The organism is Pseudoalteromonas sp. KJ63-1, assembly GCF_055808145.1.
This window is the reverse complement of record NZ_CM147855.1, coordinates 1676285-1700266: the sequence shown is the minus strand read 5'-3', so window position 1 is coordinate 1700266 and position 23982 is coordinate 1676285. Positions and strand designations below refer to the sequence as shown.

General features: G+C 40.4%; 21 protein-coding genes. 8 read left to right on the top strand and 13 right to left on the bottom strand.

The features are described 5' to 3' along the window. Positions 1 to 4: 4 nt before the first annotated feature. The gene (locus AC0L7Q_RS08000; protein ID WP_413402117.1) at positions 5 to 1582 is read left to right on the top strand and encodes a dihydrolipoyllysine-residue acetyltransferase; all 1578 of its coding nucleotides are present in this window, start codon (positions 5 to 7) and stop codon (positions 1580 to 1582) included. A 79-nt stretch (positions 1583 to 1661) separates the two neighbouring features. Here AC0L7Q_RS08000 and AC0L7Q_RS07995 read toward each other — a convergent pair whose 3' ends face one another. Next, the gene (locus AC0L7Q_RS07995) at positions 1662 to 2831 is read right to left on the bottom strand and encodes a putative manganese transporter (protein WP_413402115.1); all 1170 of its coding nucleotides are present in this window, start codon (positions 2829 to 2831) and stop codon (positions 1662 to 1664) included. Positions 2832 to 2919: 88 nt separating this feature from the next. Then, positions 2920 to 4545 (bottom strand): M28 family metallopeptidase, encoded by a 1626-nt coding sequence (locus AC0L7Q_RS07990; RefSeq protein WP_413402113.1) that lies wholly within the window; start codon positions 4543 to 4545, stop codon positions 2920 to 2922. A gap of 107 nt (positions 4546 to 4652) precedes the next feature. Here AC0L7Q_RS07990 and AC0L7Q_RS07985 point away from each other — a divergent pair, with 107 nt between their 5' ends. From AC0L7Q_RS07985 to AC0L7Q_RS07975, 3 genes are read left to right on the top strand one after another with little or no spacing between them, the layout of a single operon-like run. Beyond that, positions 4653 to 5465, top strand: a complete 813-nt coding sequence (locus AC0L7Q_RS07985) for a DUF3025 domain-containing protein (RefSeq protein WP_413402111.1) — start codon at positions 4653 to 4655, stop codon at positions 5463 to 5465. Beyond that, positions 5462 to 6250, top strand: coding sequence for an ATP-binding cassette domain-containing protein (locus AC0L7Q_RS07980; protein WP_413402109.1), 789 nt, complete (start codon positions 5462 to 5464; stop codon positions 6248 to 6250). Before AC0L7Q_RS07985 ends, AC0L7Q_RS07980 begins: the two co-directional genes overlap by 4 nt. Beyond that, entirely contained in the window at positions 6243 to 7451 is a 1209-nt protein-coding gene (locus AC0L7Q_RS07975) for an ABC transporter permease (RefSeq protein WP_413402107.1), read from the top strand. The genes AC0L7Q_RS07980 and AC0L7Q_RS07975 overlap by 8 nt, the downstream gene beginning before the upstream one ends. Positions 7452 to 7642: 191 nt before the next feature. Here the strand turns inward: AC0L7Q_RS07975 and AC0L7Q_RS07970 are convergent, their stop codons facing one another. The 5 genes from AC0L7Q_RS07970 to AC0L7Q_RS07950 all read right to left on the bottom strand — a co-directional run bounded on the left by AC0L7Q_RS07970 (position 7643) and on the right by AC0L7Q_RS07950 (position 13400). Beyond that, positions 7643 to 9367, bottom strand: a complete 1725-nt coding sequence (locus AC0L7Q_RS07970) for a proline--tRNA ligase (protein ID WP_413402105.1) — start codon at positions 9365 to 9367, stop codon at positions 7643 to 7645. A 129-nt stretch (positions 9368 to 9496) separates the two neighbouring features. Next, positions 9497 to 10201: a tRNA (N6-threonylcarbamoyladenosine(37)-N6)-methyltransferase TrmO gene (gene tsaA / locus AC0L7Q_RS07965; RefSeq protein WP_413402103.1), complete on the bottom strand. Its 705-nt coding sequence runs from the start codon at positions 10199 to 10201 to the stop codon at positions 9497 to 9499. A 166-nt stretch (positions 10202 to 10367) separates the two neighbouring features. Further along, positions 10368 to 10937, bottom strand: coding sequence for an outer membrane beta-barrel protein (locus AC0L7Q_RS07960; protein WP_054200983.1), 570 nt, complete (start codon positions 10935 to 10937; stop codon positions 10368 to 10370). A 250-nt stretch (positions 10938 to 11187) separates the two neighbouring features. Further along, positions 11188 to 11652 (bottom strand): acyl-CoA thioesterase, encoded by a 465-nt coding sequence (locus AC0L7Q_RS07955; protein WP_008113812.1) that lies wholly within the window; start codon positions 11650 to 11652, stop codon positions 11188 to 11190. 101 nt (positions 11653 to 11753) lie between these two features. Further along, positions 11754 to 13400 (bottom strand): electron transfer flavoprotein-ubiquinone oxidoreductase, encoded by a 1647-nt coding sequence (locus tag AC0L7Q_RS07950; protein ID WP_413402101.1) that lies wholly within the window; start codon positions 13398 to 13400, stop codon positions 11754 to 11756. A gap of 220 nt (positions 13401 to 13620) precedes the next feature. On the opposite strand from AC0L7Q_RS07950, the gene AC0L7Q_RS07945 reads away from it, so the two are divergent. From AC0L7Q_RS07945 to AC0L7Q_RS07935, 3 genes are all read left to right on the top strand, one after another. Then, positions 13621 to 14370, top strand: a complete 750-nt coding sequence (locus tag AC0L7Q_RS07945) for an electron transfer flavoprotein subunit beta/FixA family protein (protein WP_413402099.1) — start codon at positions 13621 to 13623, stop codon at positions 14368 to 14370. Beyond that, positions 14371 to 15297, top strand: a complete 927-nt coding sequence (locus AC0L7Q_RS07940; RefSeq protein ID WP_413402096.1) for an electron transfer flavoprotein subunit alpha/FixB family protein — start codon at positions 14371 to 14373, stop codon at positions 15295 to 15297. Positions 15298 to 15483: 186 nt separating this feature from the next. Next, on the top strand, positions 15484 to 16563 hold the full coding sequence (locus AC0L7Q_RS07935; RefSeq protein ID WP_413402094.1) for an acyltransferase family protein: 1080 nt from the start codon (positions 15484 to 15486) through the stop codon (positions 16561 to 16563). Between the two features lie 131 nt (positions 16564 to 16694). On the opposite strand, the gene asnS is transcribed toward AC0L7Q_RS07935, so the two are convergent. Continuing rightward, a complete protein-coding gene (asnS, locus tag AC0L7Q_RS07930) occupies positions 16695 to 18092 on the bottom strand; it encodes an asparagine--tRNA ligase (protein WP_008113822.1) in 1398 nt (465 codons plus the stop codon). 286 nt (positions 18093 to 18378) lie between these two features. Between asnS and AC0L7Q_RS07925 the strand changes: the two genes are divergently transcribed. Next, positions 18379 to 18813: an ATP-binding protein gene (locus AC0L7Q_RS07925; RefSeq protein WP_008113825.1), complete on the top strand. Its 435-nt coding sequence runs from the start codon at positions 18379 to 18381 to the stop codon at positions 18811 to 18813. 3 nt (positions 18814 to 18816) lie between these two features. On the opposite strand, the gene AC0L7Q_RS07920 is transcribed toward AC0L7Q_RS07925, so the two are convergent. From AC0L7Q_RS07920 to AC0L7Q_RS07900, 5 genes are read right to left on the bottom strand one after another with little or no spacing between them, the layout of a single operon-like run. Continuing rightward, on the bottom strand, positions 18817 to 19446 hold the full coding sequence (locus AC0L7Q_RS07920; RefSeq protein ID WP_413402091.1) for a Vat family streptogramin A O-acetyltransferase: 630 nt from the start codon (positions 19444 to 19446) through the stop codon (positions 18817 to 18819). A 30-nt stretch (positions 19447 to 19476) separates the two neighbouring features. Further along, positions 19477 to 20487 carry an ABC transporter ATP-binding protein gene (locus AC0L7Q_RS07915; RefSeq protein ID WP_413402089.1) on the bottom strand — a complete coding sequence of 337 codons (1011 nt, stop codon included), beginning with the start codon at positions 20485 to 20487 and terminating at the stop codon, positions 19477 to 19479. Positions 20488 to 20499: 12 nt separating this feature from the next. After that, positions 20500 to 21999: an ABC transporter permease gene (locus AC0L7Q_RS07910; RefSeq protein WP_413402087.1), complete on the bottom strand. Its 1500-nt coding sequence runs from the start codon at positions 21997 to 21999 to the stop codon at positions 20500 to 20502. After that, on the bottom strand, positions 21999 to 23039 hold the full coding sequence (locus AC0L7Q_RS07905; protein WP_413402085.1) for an ABC transporter substrate-binding protein: 1041 nt from the start codon (positions 23037 to 23039) through the stop codon (positions 21999 to 22001). Before AC0L7Q_RS07905 ends, AC0L7Q_RS07910 begins: the two co-directional genes overlap by 1 nt. After that, complete coding sequence (locus tag AC0L7Q_RS07900) at positions 23040 to 23852, bottom strand: hypothetical protein (protein ID WP_413402083.1); 813 nt, start codon at positions 23850 to 23852, stop codon at positions 23040 to 23042. Positions 23853 to 23982 lie beyond the last annotated feature (130 nt).

Below are 23982 nucleotides of genomic sequence, written 5' to 3'. Positions count from 1 at the left end.
TTCCATGGCTAAAGATTTTATATTACCCGACATTGGTGAAGGCATTGTTGAATGCGAAGTAGTCGAATGGCTGGTACAAGAAGGTGATACAGTAAAAGAAGATCAGCCTATTTGTGATGTGATGACAGACAAAGCCTTAGTGCAAATTCCTGCGGTACACGATGGGGTGATCACTAAGCTGCATTGCAAAAAAGGCGATATTGCTAAAGTGCATGCGCCGTTATTTGCAATGGATGTTGTCGGGGAAGCACCCAGCGAAAAGACTGAAACATCATCTGCACCAACATCTACTCGTGAACACTTAGAAGATTTTATCTTACCCGATATTGGTGAAGGTATTGTTGAGTGTGAAATTGTAGAGTGGTTAGTGGCAGAAGGCGATGAGATTGAAGAAGACCAAGCTGTTTGTGATGTAATGACTGATAAAGCGTTGGTACAGATACCGGCTAAATATACCGGTACTGTACAAAAGCTATATTATCAAAAAGGTGAAATTGCCAAAGTACACAGCCCGTTGTTTCAAATGACCATAGCAGGTCAAGCTGCAAAAGAAGATGTTGATGTTAATCAAGCGGTCGTAAAAGCACAAAGCAATGCAGCTAACGATGCACCGGTTAAACAAACACAACCACAAACTGCGATTGTTAACGAAAAAGCAGTTGCCTCACCTGCGGTTAGACGTAAAGCGCGAGAGCTTGATGTAGATTTAACTTGCGTTCCAGGCAGTGGTAAAAATGGTCGTATTTATAAACAAGATATTGAAGCGTTTATAAAAAATGAAGTGCCATCTGGTATGGATATTTCTGAGCTTAACAAACCACAGACTACTGAGAGTAAAAAAATCAGCAGTACTGATGAGTATGCAGCTAGCACAGGTGGAACGCGAACAGAAGCGATTAAAGGCATTAAAGCGGCCATGGCAAAACAAATGGTGGCGTCGGTTTCTACTATTCCACACTTTACCTACAGTGATGAAATTGACTTAACTGATTTAATTGCACTTAGAGCTGATCTGAAAGAGCAATATAAAGCACAGGGTGTTAAGTTAACTATGATGCCGTTCTTTATTAAGGCTTTATCGTTGGCAATGAGTCAATTCCCAGTACTTAACTCAAAAGTAAATGATGATTGTAGCGAAATTACTTACTATGACGATCATAACATTGGGGTTGCAGTAGATTCTAAAGTAGGTTTATTAGTGCCTAACATTAAGGCTTGCCAAACAAAAAGTATTGTAGAGGTTGCTAACAGTTTAACTCAGCTTACCGATTCTGCTCGAGAAGGGCGAGTTGCACCTGATGATTTAAAGGGCGGTACTATTAGCATTTCTAACATTGGTGCAATTGGCGGCACTATTGCAACGCCAATCATTAATAAACCTGAAGTCGCGATTGTTGCGCTAGGTAAATTACAGCACCTTCCGCGCTTTAACGAGCAAGGGCAAGTGGTATCGCGTGCGATTATGCAAGTAAGTTGGTCTGGTGATCACCGTGTAATTGATGGCGGCACGATAGCGCGCTTTAACAATTTATGGAAAGAATACTTAGAGCAGCCAGCTAAAATGATGATGGCAATGCGCTAATTTTTTCATTAATAAAAAACCAGCTAATTAGCTGGTTTTTTTATATCTTGAAAAGTAAATTAATAAAAAGTAGACCGATTTAGCTGAAAAAATACAGTCCATAACCCACTAATAACGCGGGGATAGCAGTATATAGTGTGGCAATAATGGCCGCTTTGGGAGCCATTGCAATGGCAGGGAAAAGCGCATCGCCATCATTAGAAATGGCGTTCGCTGCTAAAGCACTAAACGGTATCACGCCTTGAATGTATAACGTGGTGACAATGATTTGCGGTCCACAACCAGGTAAAAAGCCAATTAATACCGCAATTAACGGCGCTAAATAGGCAAAATTTAAAAACCATGTTTTTAAATCAAGACCAAACACGCTCACCAGTAGTTCAAATAACACAAAGGAGGCAACCACCCACGCAGTTACAAAATGAGTATCTTGCAGTACTTTAGTTATTTTTGAAGGCGGACTGCATACATCATCTTCTGAGGTTACTTCCTTATAGCTTTCACCTTTTGATGATAGCGCCCACATAAACACCACAAACAATGCTATTAATGCGCCAAAAAAGCTGACCGTATTTACTACATGATTGCCAAATTGGCTTAAATCAATATTAAACGCCAGTACAAAAGCAATCAGTAATCCAGGAAGAATAGCAATTAACCAAATAGGCTTGCTCAACTTTATTATTTTGGTTGGCAATACAGTCACTGGTTGTGTTTGCTTTTGATTGGTAGGGCATAAATAACCTGTTTTATGCAGTTTATTAACCAGTAAGCCTGTTAGCGTTCCGACGAATAAGCCTATTGCCATTATCGTTAACCCATCAGTAGGGCGTGTAGCTAATAATAAAAACGCAGCATCACCCATAGTGGCTGTTAATACCGCGACAATAGCCCCAAAGCTTGCTTGTCCCTTGGTAAATTGAGTAACCACAATGATTGCACCACCACAGCCTGGCAGCATACCTAAAAAAGCAGCAAAGCTGACTTCTAACACAGGAGACTTAGCATTTAGATAACGAAGCTCTAGTTTGGGTAAATGCTCAATCGCGTAGTAGTAAATAAATAAGGTTGCAGCAACAAACACACTGACTTGAAAAAAAGCATCACTGAGTGCAGTGATTGTGATGGTGCGTAAGCTGGGCAAGGCTAAGCAGACTAAAATTAACAATGGTAAAATTAGGCGTTTATTTTGATGAAAAACACGCTTTGCAGTTGGCGAAATAACTCCTAAATGTTCTGTTAAAAACATACAGTACGACCTAATTAATAAACTAGATCGCACTGTACTATTTTATTAAATGATAATCAATATCATTTATATGGTTGCTTGAAAACGTTTATTTACGTTGAAACTCTGAGTTTTCATTCCAAGTAGGCCATTGAGTTTGCTGTGAAATATCAAAACCTACTTTATAAAATAGTTGTAAATCTTGAACCGCACCTGATAGATCCCACTCATCGCGATATCTATCACAAGGCTGGTGGTAGCAACCACGCAATACCAAGCTCATACGCTTGCGGTAATTAGCCGTTTCTTCATCAAACGCTTCTGAACCACCACCAGCATACATAGCAGGTACGCCCATATTGGCAAAGGCAAAGTGATCAGAGCGGTAGTAACCACCTGAAGATGGCTTAGGGTCGCCCGATACTATTCTGCCTTGCTCTTTTGCAGCAGTGGCTAATAGTTCATCCATTTGCGATTTACCAATACCCACAACACTAATATCTTTTACTTTTCCTAATAGGTTTAAACTATCCATATTAATATTGGCGACGGTTTTATTTGCTGGAATAACCGGGTTAGCTGCGTAATATTTTGAGCCAAGCAAACCTTGTTCTTCAGCGGTTACCGCTAAAAAGGTCATTGAACGGTCAGGGCGTTTACCTAGTTTAGTAAAGGCTTCAGCTACTTCGATCATACCTGCAGTGCCTGTCGCATTATCGTGGGCACCATTATAAATTTGATCGCCTTTACGATTTTTATCTGTTCCTAAATGATCCCAATGCGCAGAGTAAATAATATGCTCATCTGGTGTTTTACTACCAGGAAGAGTGGCAATAAAGTTATAAGATACCGATTTTTTGATGGTGTTTTTTACATTCACAGTGGCTGCTAAATCACCCATATCTACATGGTAAGCACCTTTAGCTGCTTTTGTTTTAGCAGTATCAAAATCAAGGCCTGCTTTAGTAAATAGCTCTTTTGCTACATCAACAGTAACCCAACCTTCAACAGCAACACGATCCATGTTGTTATTATCTTTTACAAAACCAAACTGCTCGCCACTCCACGAGTTTTCAACTACTGACCAGGGGTAAGACGCAGGAGCCGTTTCATGAATAATAATTGCACCCGCTGCACCTTGGCGGCTTGCTTCTTCGTATTTATATGTCCAGCGCCCGTAATAGGTCATGGCATCACCGGTGAATAAATCAGGATCTTTAGTTGCAAAACCCGGGTCGTTTACCAGCATTACGACGGTTTTACCTTTAACATCTAGGCCTTCGTAATCATTCCAGTTATATTCAGGTGCGTTAACACCGTAGCCGACAAATACCAGCTCTGAATTTTCAATTCCTTCTTGCGCACTGATGCGGCTACTACCCATAACCATGTCTTTTTTGTATTTGTAGTCTTTACCGCCAATATTAAGCACCATGTAAGAGTCTGCTTCTAATGATACAAGCGGGACTTCTTGGAAAAAACTATCACCGTTACCCGGTTCAAAGCCTAATGCAGTAAATTCTTTTGTTAAGTAGTCAAGCGTAAGCTTTTCACCTTCAGATGAAGGAGCACGACCACCAAACTCATCAGAAGCTAACACTTTTACATGCTTAGCAATTTCATCGGCTTGAATGCTGTTATAGCCTTTAGCGACATCGTCAGAAGTGATACTTGTTGTTGCACAACCGGCTAAAACTGCGGTTGTGATTAAGGTCAAAGAAAAATAACGTTTCATATTGGCTCTTTTTTTGTTCTAAGTGGCCCTAGTATATGAACTTCTGTTAATTAGAACCAGTTTTTGCGGTAAACTGTTAGGGATAAAAATGTACAGTAAAGGTAACAATGAAGCGTTTTACTCCCCCAGAACAATTCCAAGCAACGAGCCTAAACACAGGGGCATTTGCTCACTTACGTCAGTTGTTTAAAATTCATCAACAATCAGACTGGCCTGAACCAGCGTATTTTTCCCCGTACCTAAACGCCATAAACGCAAATAATCTCCCCATTCGTTTTGTCGATGATGCCAAGGTTGACTTTGCAGAGCGTTATTATGAACAAGTTATTTTTGAAACTGGTGAAGTACCTACTCGCCAACAAAATTGGCATGATCTGTTTGGTGGTTTTATTTGGTGTTTATTCCCAAAAACAAAAGCCCTTATCAATCAGCGTCATGTAGATGAAATAGCAGTGCATGGTTTAAAGCAACGCAGTAAACATCGAAATGCATTAACCCTGTTTGACGAGTGTGGCGTGGTTTTAGCTATTAGTGATTCTAATTGGAAAGTATGCTTAAGAGACCACCAATGGAAAACAGCATTTATAACGCATAAAGAGCAGTGGGGTAAAACTATAGCGCCATTCATGTTTGGCCACGCTAATTACGAAATGTTGACCAAACCTTATATTGGGCTCACAGGGAAAGCATTATTTGTAAATGTACCCGATGAAATATTTTGTAAAGATTTAGTAACTCAGTACCAGTACCTAGATCAGCGACTTTATGAGATGATTAAAAATGATGATTGTTTAGCCGATAATAAACAGCTTTCACCCTTACCCTTATTAGGTGTTCCTGGTTGGTATGAAGAAAATAACAATTCATCATTTTATGACAACACGGACTATTTTAGACCGAAACGAAGGACACGAAAATGATAGAAGTCACCGCGCTTAAAAAGAAGTTTAAGCTCACTAAAGATCATAAAAAAAATAAAATAGATGAAGTTGATCCACGCGAAGATAAAGATTATTTTCACTCGGTTAAAGATGTCAGCTTCAGTTGTGCAAAAGGCGAAGTGCTGGGGCTACTGGGCCCTAATGGCGCGGGCAAAACCACCACGTTAAGAATGATTTCTACGGCTTTAAAACCGGATGATGGCAGTATTACAATTGCTGGAAATGACATAATTAAAAAGCCACTTATTGGGCGTAAATCTATTGGGTTTTTGTCTGGCTCTACTGGTTTATATGGCCGTTTAACGGTAAAAGAAAATATCGAATATTTTGCAAAACTACATGGCATGAGTAAGCAAGCGATCAAGGCACGCTGTGAAGAGCTATTTACCTTACTCGATATGCATAAATTTATTGATAAGCGCGCTGAAAACCTATCAACCGGTATGAAACAAAAAGCCAATATAGCGCGTGCTGTAGTCCATCACCCAGATGTTGTTATTCTTGATGAGCCAACCACAGGGCTTGATATTATGACCACTCAAACAGTAATTAACTTTATTAAAGGCTTAAAAGCACAAGGCACTCCTGTTATTTTTTCTACTCACCATTTAGATGAGGTTGCGCTTTTATGTGACCGTGTAGCGGTTATTAATGAAGGTGTAAGTTGTTTTGATGGCACGCTCGCTGAATTTAAACAAACGGGTAACAGCGAAGAATTAAACCAAGCGTTTATGAACATATTAACGGAGAAGCAAGATGTTTGAGGTATTTAAAAAGGAATTAACCGAGCTGCTACGCGATAAAAAAACCTTGTTGTTCGTGGTGGTATTTCCGATTGTGGTTTTTCCATTGTTATTTGCTGTGGTTGCGTTTATCTCTTCGCAAGCCGCGCTTGATGCAGAGCAAAAAGTGAATACTTACGCGATTATCAATGGCGACTTTGCTCCAGAATTTACTGATAAAGTGTTTTATCATAAAAGTTTTGAATTATATAAAGGCGATAAAACTTTTAATAGTGTCGAGGAGCTAAAAGCAGGGGTAACCGCTGGCGATATCGACATGGGAATATACTTACCAAGCGATGCAGTACAAACATTAAATGATAAAAAGCAAAGTGAATGGCAAGTTGTATTTAATGATTCAAAATCAATTAACTTCTTATTTGAGCGTGTAAAAGAGCTTGCTAAAGAGTACAGCGATACACTTCAAGAAAGTAAACTATTAAGCTTTGGTATTGATAAAAGCGCACAACAATCTATTTTAAAGCCAATTAATGTGGTTAAAGTTGATACTGCTGACAAACGTGAAAACTTAGGTGAAAAAGTAGGTGGGTTTTTACCTTATTTACTTATCCCGTTAGTGCTAATGGGGGCAACTTACCCAGCAATTGATTTAGGCGCTGGCGAAAAAGAGCGTGGTACTTTAGAAACGTTATTACTTACCCCCATTACTCGTACAGAGCTAGTATTGGGTAAATTTATTACTCTACTCACAACTTCAATCGCATCAACTACTATCACCGTGATTAGTATGGGGTGTTGGATTGCATTAGCACTGGCATTTGCTGATCTAGAGTTCATTAAAGCCGCGTTTAGTACATTAGGTATTACAGACTTGCTGATGATTTTTGTATTGTTATTGCCAATTGCAGCTATTTTTTCTGCATTAGCATTGGCTATCTCAATCTATGCACGTTCGTTTAAAGAAGCACAAAATTACATGACGCCATTAAGTATGGTGGTATTTTTCCCAATTATTATTTCCATAATGCCTAATATGGAACTGACCGCTAAAACAGCCTTTATTCCGGTTACTAACGTCGCCTTAGCGATTAAAGAAATTATTAAAGGCACAGTCGATTACACGCTGGTGGGATTGATATTTTTGGCTACGGCACTGATAGCTGGTGCGCTACTAGCATTTTGTGTTAAGTGGTTTAACCGCGAAGACGTGTTGTTTAGATAACCATCTAAATTGCAAAGTATTTAAAAGGTCGCACAGCGACCTTTTTTTATAAATTATCCTTAAGAGAGAGTGCTATATGCTTAGCTTTAGTGTTTATCTAGTATTAGATAAGCGAACCTTGGTTTATAAGCTATTAATAAAAAACCGCTGTATGAAAAAATCATACAGCGGTTTTTTTATTAACTTAAGGCTTATGATTTAAATTGCGCTTTAATAGTTTCTATCGCGCTATCGATATCGATCATGAGTTTTTCACCGGTGCGACGGTTTTTAAGTTCAACCTTATTTTCATCAAGGTTACGCTCACCAATGACAAGCGTGTAAGGTACACCGAGTAATTCCATGTCATTAAACATAACACCAGGGCGCTCTTTACGATCATCAAATAACACGTCCAAACCTGCATCTTTTAAACCTTGGTATAGATTATTAGCAATATCAGGAATACGATGCGATTTATGCATATTCATTGGCACAATCGCTAAATCGAAAGGAGCGATAGTTTTAGGCCATGTAATACCATATTGGTCATTATTTTGCTCAATAGCTGCAGCAACAATACGCGATACACCAATACCATAACAACCCATAGTCATTATTTGGTTTTTACCTGTTTCGCTCAGTACACCTGCTTTTAATGCTTCTGAGTACTTAGTACCTAGTTGAAAAATATGACCCACTTCAATACCGCGTTTAATTTGCAACGTGCCTTGACCACACGGGCTAGGATCGCCTTCTACAATATTACGGATATCAGCAACTTCGTAGCCTGTTACGTCGCGATCCCAGTTAATACCACTAAAGTGCTCATCGTCTTTGTTGGCACCGGCTACAAAATCAGCCATTACATTCGCTGTTCTATCAACAATAATAGGCATGTTTAAGCCAACTGGGCCTAAAGACCCTGGTTTTGCGCCAATGGCAGCAACAATATCTGCTTCGGTTGCCATTTCAAGTGGAGAATCAACCAATGGATGTTTTTCAGCTTTGAGTTCATTTAGCTCGTGATCGCCACGCAGTACTAATGCAACAAGGCCGCGTACGCCGTCTTCATTAGGAGTACCATAAACCACTAATGTTTTAATACCGCGATGGGGTTTTACGCCATAGTGTTTTTTAAGCTCGCTAATTGTTTTTGCATCAGGCGTTGGGAATGCTTTTAACTCTTTGCTTGCTTGTGGGCGCGCTTCAGTTGGCGCTAATGCTTCGGCTTTTTCAATATTAGCGGCATAGTCGCTGGCATCACTAAAAGCAATGGCGTCTTCGCCAGATTCAGCAAGTACATGGAACTCATGCGATACACTACCGCCAATAGAACCGGTATCTGCAATTACTGGGCGGTAATCTAAGCCTAAACGTTCAAAAATATTACAGTAGGCTTTGTGCATTACTTGATACGTTGCATCTAAACATTCATCGGTTAAATGGAATGAGTAGGCATCTTTCATAGTAAATTCACGGGCACGCATAACACCAAAACGTGGGCGGCGCTCATCACGTACTTTAGTTTGTACTTGGTACAAAGTAATTGGTAGTTGTTTGTAGCTGTTAATTTCTTTACGAACAAAATCGGTGATCACTTCTTCATGGGTAGGGCCCATGGCAAATTCACGATTATGACGGTCGGTAAAGCGCATTAACTCAGGACCAAACTCACTCCAGCGGCCAGACTCTTCCCATAAATCAGCAGGCTGAATAACAGGCATAAGCATTTCAATTGCGCCGGCTTTATCCATTTCTTCGCGTACTATGTTTTCTACTTTTCTTAGCACACGTAAGCCAGAGGGAAGCCAAGTGTATAAACCCGAAGCGACGCGACGGATCATTCCGGCTCTAAGCATTAATTGATGCGAGACAATTTCCGCATCGGATGGCGTTTCTTTAAGTGTAGCGAGTATATATTGACTAGTACGCATGTTTTTTCCGAAATAGAGTGATATGTTCTTTTAATTAAGGCGCTCAGTTTACCAGCGGTTGCATTGACACTAAAGCGCTAAGTGATTTTTTATCGCATTTTATAGCCATAGCAGGGCTTTACAACAGACTTAACTGAGCTCTATATGAGTAACCAGATGATGAGAGTCAGTCACTTGCCAAGTAATGTTGTATTCATACAAATTCATACCATAGCTTTGCACGCCTTGTTTTTGCTTTTTGTAGGCAGGGCGTGGATCTTGCTTTAGCACATTACTAATAAATGCTTGTAGCTCGGGGTAGTGACTTTGCTTATTTATAAATTCTATAGCCTGTTGGCTAAACTCAACACTCATTTGTGTTTCTGGACGCGTATCGGCAAATCCAGCGCTTGCATCGGGTAATGCGTCTGAATAGGGTAAATAAGGTTTTATATCTACGATGGGTGTGCCGTCAAGTAAATCAATACCGGTGAGCAATAACGCTAACTGACCGTTTTTATACTCAATTCCCTCTAACTTTACTGCACTCATGCCAATGGCATTTGGACGAAAAGTTGCTCGAGTAGCAAACACGCCTTTACGCTCATTACCGCCAAGGCGCGGCGGGCGCACCATTGCTGAATAGCCTTTATCAGCAGTTTCATGAAAACGAAATAACAGCCAAATATGGCTAAATTCATCTAACCCGCGAACAAATTCTTCACGATTAAATTCTTTGGCAAAAATCAGTTTAGCTTTAGCCTCGGGTACTAATCTAGGCTGTCTAGGAATGGCAAATTTTTGTTTATACGGAGATTGAATATGGCCAATAGCCGAAATTTGATAATCGCTCATAATGCTCAGTCATAGAAAAATAGAGCGTTATTCTACCTTTTATTGACGTTGCTGGCATTAGCTTAATTTGGGGGTATTTTATTTTTAGACTAACAGGTTTAAATGTGAAATAAAAAAGGTAAGGCTAAAAATAGCCTTACCTAACGTTTTAATAATTGAGCTATTATTAAAACATGTATTGGAATGATACTGACGCAACATCCATTTCTGGATCAATATCATCTTCTAATTCATAACGCTCATACTCTAAACGCACTTGCATATTGGTTGTAAATGCATATTCAATACCTGCACCGTAAAACACGTCGCCGCCATCTTGAGATGCGCTGATGCTGCCAACTGGTAGCTCTTGAGTAACGTCTGCATCCCATTCAAACCAACCACCTTTGGCATAAACAGAAAAGTCTTCAGTGATCGGCGCTGCAAAACGTGCTGCTAACGATACGCCATCAATTTCAGCTTTGCTGTCTATATCGCTCACTTCATCAAAATTTAGATATGCAAGCTCAAGACTTAAATGTTCATTAAATTGGGTACCAATGTAACCTTTTAACATTTGCGCGTCGTCATCAAAGTCGGTGTCGTTTTCGCTATCTTCAAACTGAAATGAATATTGGCCATAACCAATACCGGTGTAAATGCGCGGAGAGTCCATGTCGGTAACATCAGCTTGTGCAGCTGAATTAAAACCCAGTGTTGCTAAAGCAAGTGCAGAAAGAGAAAGTGTTTTAATCATTATATAGCTCCTTTAAAAAATAATATCGATTTGTTCGATTAATTCATCAAACGTCGATTTACTAATTGCAGTGAGCGTGCCAAGTATTATTTCGAATAGTATTTGGCCTTTATGTGTGTTTGTTGAGCTACTTTGGTTTTTTTGGCACGCAAAACAATCAGGTGTTCAGCGTGCAGTTAATCCATAAAAATTAAAAATTGTAGCTTTTACAAGTTGTTGTAGTTTCTACATACCTATAAAAGCGACTAAATTAAACTTTATCTAACAAGTTTTCTGTTTCGATGGCTATTTGCTTCATTTTAATTGCGTAGTTCTCTAGCTTTTTGTCTTCATCTGTAACCGATTTAAATTCGGGCACCGCCACAGGGTAACCCGTTTCATCCATAGCAACAAAGCTAATAACACAATGATTAGTTTCAACTAAGTTTTGTGTTTTCGGGTCGCCACAGCGAACTTGAATAAAAATTTGCATGCTGGTTTTGCCGGTGTGTGCAATTTTTGCTTCAACCTCAACAATTTGGCCAACTAAGATAGGACGGCTAAACTTAACGCCCGCAACCGATACCGTTACACAGTAGTGGCCGCTCCAGCCCGCAGCACAGGCATAACCCGCTTGGTCAATCCACTTCATGACCACACCGCCATGCACCTTACCACCAAAATTTACATCGGTTGGCTCTGCTAAAAAACGAAAAATTACACTCGACGACGCCATAACACACTCTCATTCATTCATATTACTTAACAGCATAGCGCAAAAAAGGGGCCGAAGCCCCTGCAATTTAGGATAAGTTTATAATTTCTATAGAAAGGTTGTTACATATTGGGATAGTTAGGGCCACCAGCACCTTCGGGAGTTACCCAGGTAATATTTTGGCTCGGATCTTTGATATCACAGGTTTTACAATGCACACAGTTTTGCGCGTTGATCACAAAGGATTGCTCGCCTTCTACTTCTTGTACTTCGTAAACGCCGGCAGGGCAGTAGCGCTGTGCTGGCTCGTCAAATTTCACTAAGTTAACGTTAATCGGAATTGATGCATCTTTTAGTTTTAAGTGACACGGCTGCGATTCTTCATGATTGGTATTAGATAAAAACACTGAAGAAAGCTTATCAAAACTGAGTTTGCCATCAGGCTTAGGATAGTTAATCTTTTCAGCTTGGTTAGCGTCTTTTAAAGTTGCATGGTCAGGTACGTTATCTTTAAAGCTAAACGGTAGGGCACCCTTAAATATATTTTGGTCAAGCGTGTTATATGCGCCGCCTGCAAATTTACCTAAGGTATGCATAGCAGGGCCAAAATTACGAGACTGATACAGCTCTTTATACGCCCATGACTTTTTAAACTCAGCGGTGTACTGGGTTAAGTCAGTATTGGCTAAATCGTTTTGTAGCGCATTAAAAATAACTTCAGCGGCTATCATGCCTGACTTCATAGCCGTATGATTGCCTTTAATTTTTGCAAAATTAAGCGTGCCAGCATCACAACCCACTAATAAGCCACCTGGAAAGTGCATTTTTGGTAATGAATGTAAACCGCCTTTAGCAATAGCACGTGCGCCATAGGCAATGCGTTCTCCACCTTCAAGTGTATTTCTGAAAACAGGGTGATGTTTTAATCGTTGAAATTCATCAAACGGGCTTAAGTGTGGGTTAGAGTAATTTAAATCAACAATTAACCCCACAACCACTTGGTTGTTTTCGCTGTGATACATAAATGCGCCACCGCCAGTGTCACCGCTTAATGGCCAACCGGTTCCGTGTACAACTTTACCTAATTGATGTTTAGATTCATCAACGTGCCAAATTTCTTTAAAACCTAAACCATAGTGCTGTGGTGAACACTCATCGTCTAAAGCAAACTGATTGATAAGTTGCTTACCTAAATGACCGCGACAGCCCTCAGCAAATACTGTGTACTTAGCGCGTAGCTCCATACCTGGCATGTAACCGTCTTTTTCATTGCCATTTTTATCTACACCCATATCGCCAGTAATGATGCCTTTTACAACATCATCTTCAATGATGACTGAATGCGCACTAAAGCCTGGAAATATTTCTACTCCAAGGTTTTCTGCTTGCTCTGCCAACCAGCGACATACATTACCCATAGAAACAATGTAATTACCGTTATTATGAAATGTATTAGGTGTAGCAAAGTGAGGAATTGAGGTTGCTTTATGTTCGTTGTTAAACCAGTAAATTTCATCATTTACCACTTTAGTCGATACAGGAGCGCCAAGCTCCTGCCAATTTGGCAGTAATTCGTCCAGTGCTTTGGTTTCAAAAACGGCACCTGATAATACATGTGCGCCAACTTCTGAGCCTTTTTCAACTACACATATCATGCACTCTTGTTGTTTTTCTTGTGCTTGCTGCGCGAGTTTAATTGCTGTTGAAAGCCCCGCAGGACCAGCCCCTACAACAACAACATCAAATTCCATGGTTTCGCGTTCAATCATAATAACCTCTTTATCTATGACGGACTCACCTTTGCATTATTTGGCAAAAAGTAAGCTAAGCAACCTGTTTCTTTGTTATGCAAATTAATCGTTACAGGTTGTGAATAGTTTAAGGTTATTTTAGGTTGACGTTTACGTCAACAGGAAGTAGTCTGATTTCATAAAATAAATAGGTTGACGTAGACGTTAGCTTATAGGTTTAAATAATTATGGAGTCCCTATGAAAGTTCTCGTACCAATAAAAAGAGTGATCGACTACAACGTAAAAGCTCGCGTTAAACCTGACAACAGCGGTGTTGACTTAACTAACGTTAAAATGGCCATGAACCCATTTTGTGAAATTGCTGTAGAAGAAGCGATTCGTTTAAAAGAAGCGGGTACTGCAACCGAAGTAGTTGTTGTTACTATTGGCGCTAAAGCATCGCAAGAACAATTACGAACAGCATTAGCTTTGGGCGCTGATAAAGCGATTCATGTTGAAACTGAGCAAAACCTAGAATCTCTTCATATTGCAAAGTTACTTGCGAAAGTAGTTGAGCAAGAATCGCCTGAACTGGTTATTTTAGGTAAGCAGTCTATTGATTCTGATAATAATCAAACAGGTCAAATGCTAGCAGCGTTGACCAATCGCGGCCAAGGCACGTTTGCTTCTAAAGTTGTTATTGAAAATGGCAAAGTAAATGTTACTCGTGAAGTTGATGGCGGTTTGCAAACTGTTGCACTTAATTTACCCGCAATAGTCACCACAGACTTACGTTTGAATGAGCCACGTTATGCGTCGCTACCTAATATTATGAAAGCTAAACGTAAGCCGTTAGAAGTTATTGCGGCTGATTCGCTAGGTGTAGATTTAACACCGCGTATTGAATTAGTGACTGTAGAAGAGCCAGCAAAACGCAGCGGCGGGATTATTGTTGAAGACGTTGCACAGCTTGTAGAAAAACTTAAAACAGAGGCAAAGGTGATTTAAATGAAAACTCTTGTAATTGCAGAGCACGATAACGGTGCCTTAAAACCAGAAACCTCAAAAACGATTAACGCCGCTAAAAAATTAGGCTTTGACGTAGATGTATTATTAGCAGGCATAAACCTTGGCGCCATGAGTGAGTCACTCGCGAGCATTGAGGGTGTTGCGAATGTTTTACTTGCAGATAATGCAGTTTATGAGCATCAACTCGCTGAAAGTATGACAGATTTAGTGTTATCACTAGCTGACAGTTACAGCCATATTGTGGCAAGTGCAACTACTACAGGTAAAAACTTTATGCCGCGTGTTGCCGCATTATTAGATGTAGCCCAGGTTTCAGAAATTATTGATGTAATAGACGCTGATACATTTAAGCGCCCAATTTACGCGGGTAATGCTATTGCAACGGTTAAATCGCTCGATAGTAAAAAAGTGATCACAGTACGTGCGAGTAGCTTTGATTTACAGGGCGAACAATCACCAGCTAATGTAACCGCCGTAGATATGGTATCTGACTCACAGCTAAGTAGTTTTGTAAGCGTTGAGCAAACTGAATCTGAGCGTCCAGAACTAACGGCTGCAGATGTGGTTATTTCGGGTGGTCGTGGTATGCAAAATGGTGAAAACTTTGCACTATTAAATGGCATTGCCGATAAACTCGGTGCAGCTATTGGTGCATCACGTGCAGCGGTTGACGCGGGCTTTGTGCCTAACGACATGCAAGTAGGGCAAACAGGTAAAATTGTTGCGCCTAATTTATATATTGCCGTGGGTATTAGTGGTGCCATTCAGCATCTTGCGGGTATGAAAGATTCAAAAGTTATTGTTGCCATTAATAAAGACCCTGATGCGCCAATTTTCCAAGTGTCTGATTACGGTTTAGTTGCTGACTTATTTGATGTTTTACCACAGTTAGAGCAAGCACTATAAAGCAATAGCAATATGCCGCTTCTAAAGTAACAAATTCTGATTTAAAGCCGTCGTTTCATTATTGATTCTGCGGCTTTTTTAATTCAAACATGCCACTTATCTAAATTACTTGCGATTTAGGGTTTTTTGCTACAAAGTGACAGCGTTGTCATTTGTAATAATACAAAATATTAAATAGGAGCCAAAATGACAAGGTATAAAGCACTTGATGCTATGCGCGGGCTAACCATAGCGTTAATGATACTGGTAAACACCCCAGGGTCGTGGTCCCATGTGTATGCCCCATTACTTCATGCAGATTGGCATGGCTGCACCCCAACGGATGTAATTTTTCCGTTTTTTATGTTTATTATTGGCTCTGCGATGTTTTTTTCGTTTAAAAAAACCAACAGCCCAGCCAGTGCTAGCCAAGTATTAAGGCTAGTTAAGCGTGGATCAATTATATTTGCCATTGGTTTAGCATTAAATATTTACCCCTTTACCACCAGTATTGAAAATTTAAGGATACTAGGTGTGCTACAACGTATAGGGATTGCCTATATTTTAGCGTCTATTTGTGTGTTGTTTTTAAATAGGCGAGGGGTGTTAACGCTATCAGTTATTCTCTTAGTTGCTTATTGGTTATTACTGTTAAGTGTTGGCGCTGAAAACGCTTATACACTCGAACATAACCTAGTTAGAGCGGTTGATATTGCTGTACTAGGTGAGTCGCATTTGTGGCAAGGCAAAGGGCTAGCATTTGATCCAGAAGGGCTGATCAGTACGTTACCCGCTGTGGTGAGTGTATTATTTGGTTTTGAAGTGACCCGCCTGTTAACGAGCACAAGTAGCCAGTGGACAAGCATTAAGCGTTTATTAGTTATTGGTGTAGTTGCAGTTGTTATTGGGCAATTAAGCTCACTGGTTATGCCAATTAATAAATCACTTTGGACCAGTAGCTTTGTTATTTACACATCAGGTATTGCCTGTATTGTTTTGGCGTTTTTTGTTTGGCTTTGCGACATTGTTAAACCCGAACGTCTTGTTAATCCATTAATTGTGTATGGATCAAATCCACTGTTTATATATGTATTATCGGCTGTGTGGGTACTGAGCTATTCATTGATAAATATTGGCGAGCTAAACTTGGGGGATTGGATGTATCAGCAACTCGCATTAGTTATGAGCGCTAAATTGGCATCGTTCACCTTTGCTTTATTGCATGTTATTGGCTTTTGGGTAATTTCGAATATGCTTTATAAACGAAAAATATTTATAAAGATTTAGTATTTATAACAATTTGCTTCCCTAAGCGGGAGTCAAATTGTTCAAGTATTTATGCACATTAATATATCAGACAATAAAAAACCAACCCGCGGGTTGGTTTTTTTATTTAACGTTACAAAGCTTAGCTTAGCTTAGTACGTTGCGCTGCCTTTCGTACGTGGGAACGCAATTACATCACGTACGTTACCCATACCGGTAACATAAGCAACTAAGCGCTCAAACCCTAAACCAAAGCCAGAGTGTGGCACGCTACCGTATTTACGTAGGTCGCGATACCAGCTGTAGTCTTCTTTGTTTAAGCCCATCTCTTCAAGGCGTGCATCTAATACATCAAGACGCTCTTCACGTTGTGAACCACCAATGATCTCACCAATACCTGGTGCAACTACGTCCATAGCTGCAACAGTTTTGCCGTCTTCATTTTGACGCATGTAGAATGCTTTAATATCACGCGGGTAGTTTTTAATAACAACCGGTGCTTTAAAGTGTTCTTCAGCTAGGTAGCGTTCGTGCTCAGACTGTAAATCTACACCCCATTCAACGTCGTACTCAAATTTCTTGCCACACGCTTTTAAAATCTCTACAGCGTCGGTATAGTCAACTTGGGCAAAGTCTTTTTCAACAAATTCTTCTAAACGGCTAATGGCTGTTTTTTCAACACGTAATGCGAAAAATTCCATGTCGTCACGGCGTTCTTCCAATACGGCTTTAAACACGTACTTAAGCATGTTTTCAGCAAGTTTTGCGATGTCTTCTAAATCAGCAAACGCAACTTCTGGCTCTACCATCCAAAATTCAGCAAGGTGACGTGAAGTATTAGAGTTTTCTGCACGGAACGTTGGGCCAAAAGTATAAATTTTTGACATTGCTGAAGCGTACGTTTCACCATTAAGTTGGCCTGAAACCGTTAAAAAGGCTTCTTTACCAAAAAAGTCTTCGCTGTAATCAATCTCGCCTTTGTCTGTCATTGGCAGATTTTGCATATCAAGCGTTGATACACGGAACATCTCACCTGCGCCTTCACAGTCACTTGCAGTAATAATTGGCGTGCTGATCCAGTAAAACCCTTGCTCATGGTAAAAACGGTGGATTGCTTGTGCTAAACAGTTACGTACACGTGTTACTGCGCCAATCATATTAGTGCGAGGGCGAAGGTGAGCGTGTTCACGTAAATACTCAATGCTGTGGCGTTTAGCCGACATTGGGTAGGTGTCTGGGTTTTCAACCCAACCTAACACAGTTACTGAGTTAGCTTGAATTTCGAAAGATTGACCTTGTCCTGCTGATTGTACTAATACACCGGTAACCGACACAGAACAGCCTGCTGTTAAGCTTGTAACTTCATCATAATTATTCAGTGAATTAGGAACTACCGCTTGAATAGGATCAAAACACGAACCGTCATGAACGGCTAAAAATGATATTCCTGCTTTTGAATCGCGGCGTGTACGGATCCAGCCTTTAATGGTTACTTGGCTGTCTACCGCAACATTGCCTTTTAATAGCTCTGAAATCGCTAAATGGCTCATCTTCACTCCAATGATATAAGTTGCCTAACTATATAAATTAACTGTGCGTTACTCATGCTTTTTAGCATTTGAGGTCACTGCACTTGAACCTTGTATAATACCTAGTAAAGTAAAATAAAAAAACTGTTGTGGGCAACTCTTTAAAAGTTTTTAGTGGTACGTTGTTTTTTTAACCAATTTTTACAGTTAAATAACCACTATTACCATTTGTTGCTCTGAAATTTCATCAATTTGTGGCATTATTAGCAAATAAACCGAATTGACGTATTAATAAAAAATGGATGCTATGAAACAAGTTTTTATTTTACGAGGGCTACCAGGCAGTGGTAAGTCATATTATGCGCAAAATCTCGCCGAGGAACTTTCCGGTGCAGATGAAAGCCAATATTTTATTTGCTCAACAGATGATTACTTTGTTAACGAGCAGGGTGAGTATCATTTTGATAAGTTTAAATTATCGCAATATCATAATTTAAACTTGGCCCGTTTTATTAATGCCTTAGCACAAGGCATTGAACTGGTAATAGTGGATAACACCAATATTAAAAAGTGGGAATTTATTGCTTATTCACAAGCAGCCATTGCTTTAGGCTATCAGGTAAAAGAAGTGATTGTTGGTGAAGTAAAAGATAAATCAATGCAACACTTATACGCCAAACGCAATAGCCATAACATACCGTTAAAAACGATTAGTAAAATGGCTTACATGTTTGAATGGTAAACGTTAAATTTTAGCTAATACGTCTATATCAGAGCGTGTAATAGCATCTAAATGAGCGGTGATTTTTTCACTGCTCCAATCCCACCATGCAATCGTTAAAAGTTTATTAATGGTCTCATCATCAAAACGCGTTTTTATCAATTTTGCAGGGTTACCGCCAACAATGCCATAGGCGGGCACATCAGACGTTACAACGGATTTACTTGCTATAATAGCACCATCACCAACTTTGACCCCAGGCATAATAGTCGCGTTGTAACCTATCCACACATCATTACCTATTTCAGTATCTCCCTTAAAAGGTAAATCACCTTGTTGAGGTGCAGATTTTTCCCAGCCATTACCAAATATAAAAAAAGGATAAGTAGAAAAGCCGGAGGTTTGATGATTCGCCCCATTCATTATAAAAGTAACGTCTTTAGCTATCGCACAAAACTTACCAATAATGAGACGGTCTCCGATAAAATCGAAATGGTACAGTACATTTTTTTCAAAGTTTTCAGGGCCGTCAGGGTCGTCGTAATAGGTGTAATCACCAACGTCTATATTCGCAGAGGTGATAAAGTTTTTTAAATAACCTACTTGAGGAAACCCTTCCATAGGTGATGGATTGTTTGGATTTGGTCCGTTCATAGTTTCCTCCAAAATAGAATATATAAAGCGCTAGCTTTTAAATGCCGCCAGCGGATGAGAGGTACTAAGCGATACATGTACGTTATCACCAGGATTTACCACTACTTCATGACTCACCCGACTTGTAACCACAGTATCACAGGCTAGTTTTATGGCGCATAATCTGCTGCCGCCTTCAAAGCGTACCCAGATTACTTCGCCATTATTTCCTACACTGCTTTGTACTAATAATACATCATCTGGACGAAGTAAAACCTCGACCTCACCGTGTTCACAGTCAACACCATGGGCGGGTACATTACCAATATCGGTAAGTGCTTGGCCGTTACTCAGCGTTCCTTTTATAAAACTAGCTTCACCTAAAAAGCGTGCTACAAAGCGATTGTTGGGTGCACTAAAGCATTGCTCTGGGCTATCAATTTGCTGTATTTTTCCGCCCTTTAGCACGCCAACACGGTCACCCACCGAAAGTGCTTCTTCTTGATCGTGCGTAACCCAAATAGCGGGTACGCCGGCTTCTTTAAGCGCATTACGTATATCCCAACGTAGCATGTCTTTTAAAGCCGCGTCTAAGTTTGATAGTGGCTCATCAAGTAATACAAAGTCTGGCTGGTGAGCTAGGGTGCGCGCTAATGCTACGCGCTGCTTTTGTCCGCCTGAAAGTGTCGCTGGTTTTTTATGTCTAAACGCATCTAAACCGAGTAGCTTTATCCAATGATCAGCAGGGCTTGTGTCTTTAAGTTTAAAACACACATTTTGCTCAACCGTTAAATGGGGAAACAACGCAAAATCTTGAAAAACCATACCTACACTGCGTTTTTCAGGGGCTACAGTATGCTTTGGTGTAGCAGTCCATTTAGCAACTTTAATTTCACCATCGCTAATTGGTAAAAGCCCTGCTAGGGCCTGTAAAATAGTACTTTTACCACAACCTGTTGGACCAACAAGCATTAAAATTTCGCTTTCACCTAAAGTGAAATTTAAGTCACTAACAACACGATTACTGCCATAATCTATAGACAACTGACTTACAGATAGCATTTATATAAATCCTTAATGTTCAAACTGGTTGCGTTTCTCGCCAGACATCATAATAGCTAAAGCCGCCGCCGAAATCACCACTAGCAATAAACCAGGTATTGCTGCGCGGCCAAAATAACCGGCTTCGTAAACACGCCATAAATAAGTAGATAAGGTTTCAAAACCAGTTGGACCCAATAATAGTGTGGCTTCTAATTCACGCATCGACTCTAAAAAGACTAAAGCGGCCCCTGCAATAATACCACGCATAGTCAGTGGTAAAGTAATACGTGTGAAAGCTTCACGTGGGCTTGCGCCTAACACACGGGCTGATTTTACTAAGCTTGGATCGAGGTGCTCGGTACTTGTACGCACAGAGCCAACCGCAAGCGGTAAAAAGCGTAGCATATAAGCAATGATCAACAAGCCCAGTGTTTGATATAAAAACGGCAGTTGTAAGCCGCCATATACAAGCGCTGTGCCCATAACAATTCCCGGAATACCAAAACCAAAATAAGTAACGCGTTCCATTACTTTACCTGCTTTTCCGGTTAATGCCGCATGCGCCACAGGAATAGCCACAATAACTGTAACAATAGCTGCAATGGCTGAAGCGTAAGTAGAGTGCCATGCAATACTAAAATCAAACGAACTAAAACCATCACGCATTAGCCAAAGTGTAAATACTGTGAGTGGTAAGCCAATTGCAAGTAATAAAATAGGGGCAAAGGTGGCAAACATCGCGCCTAATTGCCATTTTTTTGGGAATAAAATAAGGGGCCGGCCTTGGCGTTCAGATGCAGTTTTAATTTGCGATTCAATCATTAGTAAAAAGCCAACAATCACCATTAGCTGCATAGACAGCATTGCCGCACGACTCAGTTCAAAGGCGTTATATTCTACATAAATAACGCGGGTGAAGGTGTCTAAACGCATCATTGCCGGTGTACCAAAGTCTGATAGCGTATATAAGGCAACGAGTAACGAGCCTGCAGCTATACCATTTACAACACGGGGCAAAATAACTTTAAACACGCTTTGTGTCATCGACATCCCCAGTGTACGCGCTGCATTGACCATGCTCGCATCTAGGCTAAGTAGGGAGGAGCGGGTTGTCATCATTACAAACGGGAAGGTATACAAGGTCATTACAATAGCGGCGCCAGTTAAGCCATACATAGATGGTGTTTCAAAACCAAGTAAGTTATGTATTTCACCACCAGGGCCAAATGCAGCGTAAAGCGTAAATGCCCCAATATAACTTGGTATAGCTAAAGGGGCGGCAAACACCACCAGCCAAAACTTTTTAAACGGCAGCTGCACATAAGCGCTAATAAATGCCAGTGGCACACCAATTAAAATTGAGCCTAATACGGTTAAGCCCATTAACGACAGGGTATTGCCTAAAATAGTTAAATTATGACTATCAAATAAAGAGCTTGCATCACTGGCAAGCGTTATTAAAACAAAAATAGGGGTAAGGGTAACAAGCGCTGCAAGCAGCGCCATAGGATAAGATGGTGGTATTCGCATTATAAAACGCCGCTGCTGCGCATTAAGTCAATAGTTGGGCGTAAGTCAGCCAACTGAGTTAAGTCTATTTTTGGTGGCGAAATACTGGTTAATTTAGGCAAGCCATCAGGTTGCTTTATGCCATTAACTAGCGGAATTTCATACGCTTCGCTCGCTAAATAACTTTGCACTTCAACGCTGAGCAAATAGCGCATAAAGTTAGTTGCTAGCGGGTCGTCAGATAACGATAAAATACCAGAGGCATTCACTAAACAACCGGCATCTTGCTGTGTAAATGCAAGATCAAGTTTGGCGTCGGGCTTACCAGACTTCAAACGTAACGTGTAGTAGTGATTAGCAAAACCAATGTCTACTTCACCACGTTCAACGCCCATTACCACACCGAGTTCGCCAGCGTAAGTTTTTGAGCGTTTTTGCACTTTTTTAAGCCATTTAGCAGTTTTATCATCGCCTTCTAAAATTCGCATAGCGGTAACAAACGATTGAAAAGAAGCATAAGCTGGTGCCCAACCAATACTTAAATCACTGTCGGCAATGTCCATAATGCTTCTTGGAATTTGCTCTTTGGTTAAACGCTCAGTATTAAAAGGCAAAGTACGTATACGACCAGTTACAGGTGCCCACTCATCGTATCTAAATTGTGGCTGTAGCTGTGCAGATAAATCACTAGGCATAGGTTTAGCAAGCCCTGCATCGGTTACTAAACCAATAGCACCTGAGTCGACAGCCCAAAATAAGTCTGCACGTTTAACACCCGCTTTGGCTTCGGCAACAATCGTATTAGCTAATGCCGCAGTTGGGCCGCGTCGAATAGCAAGGTCTAAATCAGGGTTCTTTTTTTGAATGGCTTGTAAAACGTTTTCGTATAAGCCACCTTCACCACGTCCTAAATAAAGGGTGAGTGCGCCTTTTAGTTTAGGTAATGTATCTACCGATACGGGGTTGGCAATATCAGCGGCAAACGCGCGTGAAAGAGATAGCGGCAAAGCGCCCGCTACCCCTAACGCAGCTAAGCCTTGAATAAAGGTTCTGCGATCCACTTAAAATACATCCTTACGGGCTTTTTCAGCTTTTTCAATTAGCGCTTGTGCACGGGTTAACTTAGTTTGCATATCAACAACCACGTCACGTACTTGATCTACTGTTTTATTAGCTGAAATAGCCTGCGGTAGGGTTACGTTAAAGTCTTTTTCAAGTACTTCTACTAAGTTAGCGTCTTGCTCAATGAGTGTGCCTTCAACGCCTTCAAATAAGTGCAGGTAAGTATCGTGAACTATACTCGTTGCTTCATCGCTTAAGCGTTCTGCGTATTTAGCGACCACTCGGTCTAATTTGTGTTTAATTTCATCTATGGTCGCGCTTTGCGTCATTTCTTTTGTTGCTGTGGCTTTAACGCTTTTTAATAATCCCTTTTGTTGAAACTGAGCCGCTAGTTTAACTGCGCCTAGGCCCTGCCATAGGGCATTGTTCATTGCTTGTTGCTGCGTACGTACTTCGGATGCTGGTTTTTTGTTGTCGATAGCCATTTTTATGCCATACAAACCTTGCCAAATAGAGGCGTACACAGGGACATAATTTGTTTCTATGGCGCTGTGAAATTTAACCGATTCCCAGTACTCAATTAAGTCATCAGTGTTAACTGCTTTAGCGCCTTTTTTCTCGTAATCGCTTACTAGGGTATCAACCTTTGAAACCATCCACTCAACGTCTTCGTTGTAGGTTTTTAAATTAGCTTGAAGGTGATTAACATGCTCACCAATTGGGCCATTAGCAAGTGCCGATTGTACAAAAATCGCAGAGGCGAGTAAAAAAGTTGCACTTAATGTCTTGGCAGGCTTTAGTAATATTTTCATAGCAGTGAGTCCATAGATTTTATTGTAAATGATAGTCATTATCATATCCCTAAAGCCCACTCAGATCAACACACTAAATCAAGCCAAGGGGCTAAATTTACTAAACTTTACAGACGAATAATAACTAAAC

Bases quoted from the DNA above. Each gene is read 5' to 3' on its own strand.
- AC0L7Q_RS08000 (WP_413402117.1), top strand. From the start codon at position 5: ATGGCTAAAGATTTTATATTACCCGACATTGGTGAAGGCATTGTTGAA.
- AC0L7Q_RS07995 (WP_413402115.1), bottom strand. From the start codon at position 2,831: ATGTTTTTAACAGAACATTTAGGAGTTATTTCGCCAACTGCAAAGCGT.
- AC0L7Q_RS07990 (WP_413402113.1), bottom strand. From the start codon at position 4,545: ATGAAACGTTATTTTTCTTTGACCTTAATCACAACCGCAGTTTTAGCC.
- AC0L7Q_RS07985 (WP_413402111.1), top strand. From the start codon at position 4,653: ATGAAGCGTTTTACTCCCCCAGAACAATTCCAAGCAACGAGCCTAAAC.
- AC0L7Q_RS07980 (WP_413402109.1), top strand. From the start codon at position 5,462: ATGATAGAAGTCACCGCGCTTAAAAAGAAGTTTAAGCTCACTAAAGAT.
- AC0L7Q_RS07975 (WP_413402107.1), top strand. From the start codon at position 6,243: ATGTTTGAGGTATTTAAAAAGGAATTAACCGAGCTGCTACGCGATAAA.
- AC0L7Q_RS07970 (WP_413402105.1), bottom strand. From the start codon at position 9,367: ATGCGTACTAGTCAATATATACTCGCTACACTTAAAGAAACGCCATCC.
- tsaA (WP_413402103.1), bottom strand. From the start codon at position 10,201: ATGAGCGATTATCAAATTTCGGCTATTGGCCATATTCAATCTCCGTAT.
- AC0L7Q_RS07960 (WP_054200983.1), bottom strand. From the start codon at position 10,937: ATGATTAAAACACTTTCTCTTTCTGCACTTGCTTTAGCAACACTGGGT.
- AC0L7Q_RS07955 (WP_008113812.1), bottom strand. From the start codon at position 11,652: ATGGCGTCGTCGAGTGTAATTTTTCGTTTTTTAGCAGAGCCAACCGAT.
- AC0L7Q_RS07950 (WP_413402101.1), bottom strand. From the start codon at position 13,400: ATGATTGAACGCGAAACCATGGAATTTGATGTTGTTGTTGTAGGGGCT.
- AC0L7Q_RS07945 (WP_413402099.1), top strand. From the start codon at position 13,621: ATGAAAGTTCTCGTACCAATAAAAAGAGTGATCGACTACAACGTAAAA.
- AC0L7Q_RS07940 (WP_413402096.1), top strand. From the start codon at position 14,371: ATGAAAACTCTTGTAATTGCAGAGCACGATAACGGTGCCTTAAAACCA.
- AC0L7Q_RS07935 (WP_413402094.1), top strand. From the start codon at position 15,484: ATGACAAGGTATAAAGCACTTGATGCTATGCGCGGGCTAACCATAGCG.
- asnS (WP_008113822.1), bottom strand. From the start codon at position 18,092: ATGAGCCATTTAGCGATTTCAGAGCTATTAAAAGGCAATGTTGCGGTA.
- AC0L7Q_RS07925 (WP_008113825.1), top strand. From the start codon at position 18,379: ATGAAACAAGTTTTTATTTTACGAGGGCTACCAGGCAGTGGTAAGTCA.
- AC0L7Q_RS07920 (WP_413402091.1), bottom strand. From the start codon at position 19,446: ATGAACGGACCAAATCCAAACAATCCATCACCTATGGAAGGGTTTCCT.
- AC0L7Q_RS07915 (WP_413402089.1), bottom strand. From the start codon at position 20,487: ATGCTATCTGTAAGTCAGTTGTCTATAGATTATGGCAGTAATCGTGTT.
- AC0L7Q_RS07910 (WP_413402087.1), bottom strand. From the start codon at position 21,999: ATGCGAATACCACCATCTTATCCTATGGCGCTGCTTGCAGCGCTTGTT.
- AC0L7Q_RS07900 (WP_413402083.1), bottom strand. From the start codon at position 23,852: ATGAAAATATTACTAAAGCCTGCCAAGACATTAAGTGCAACTTTTTTA.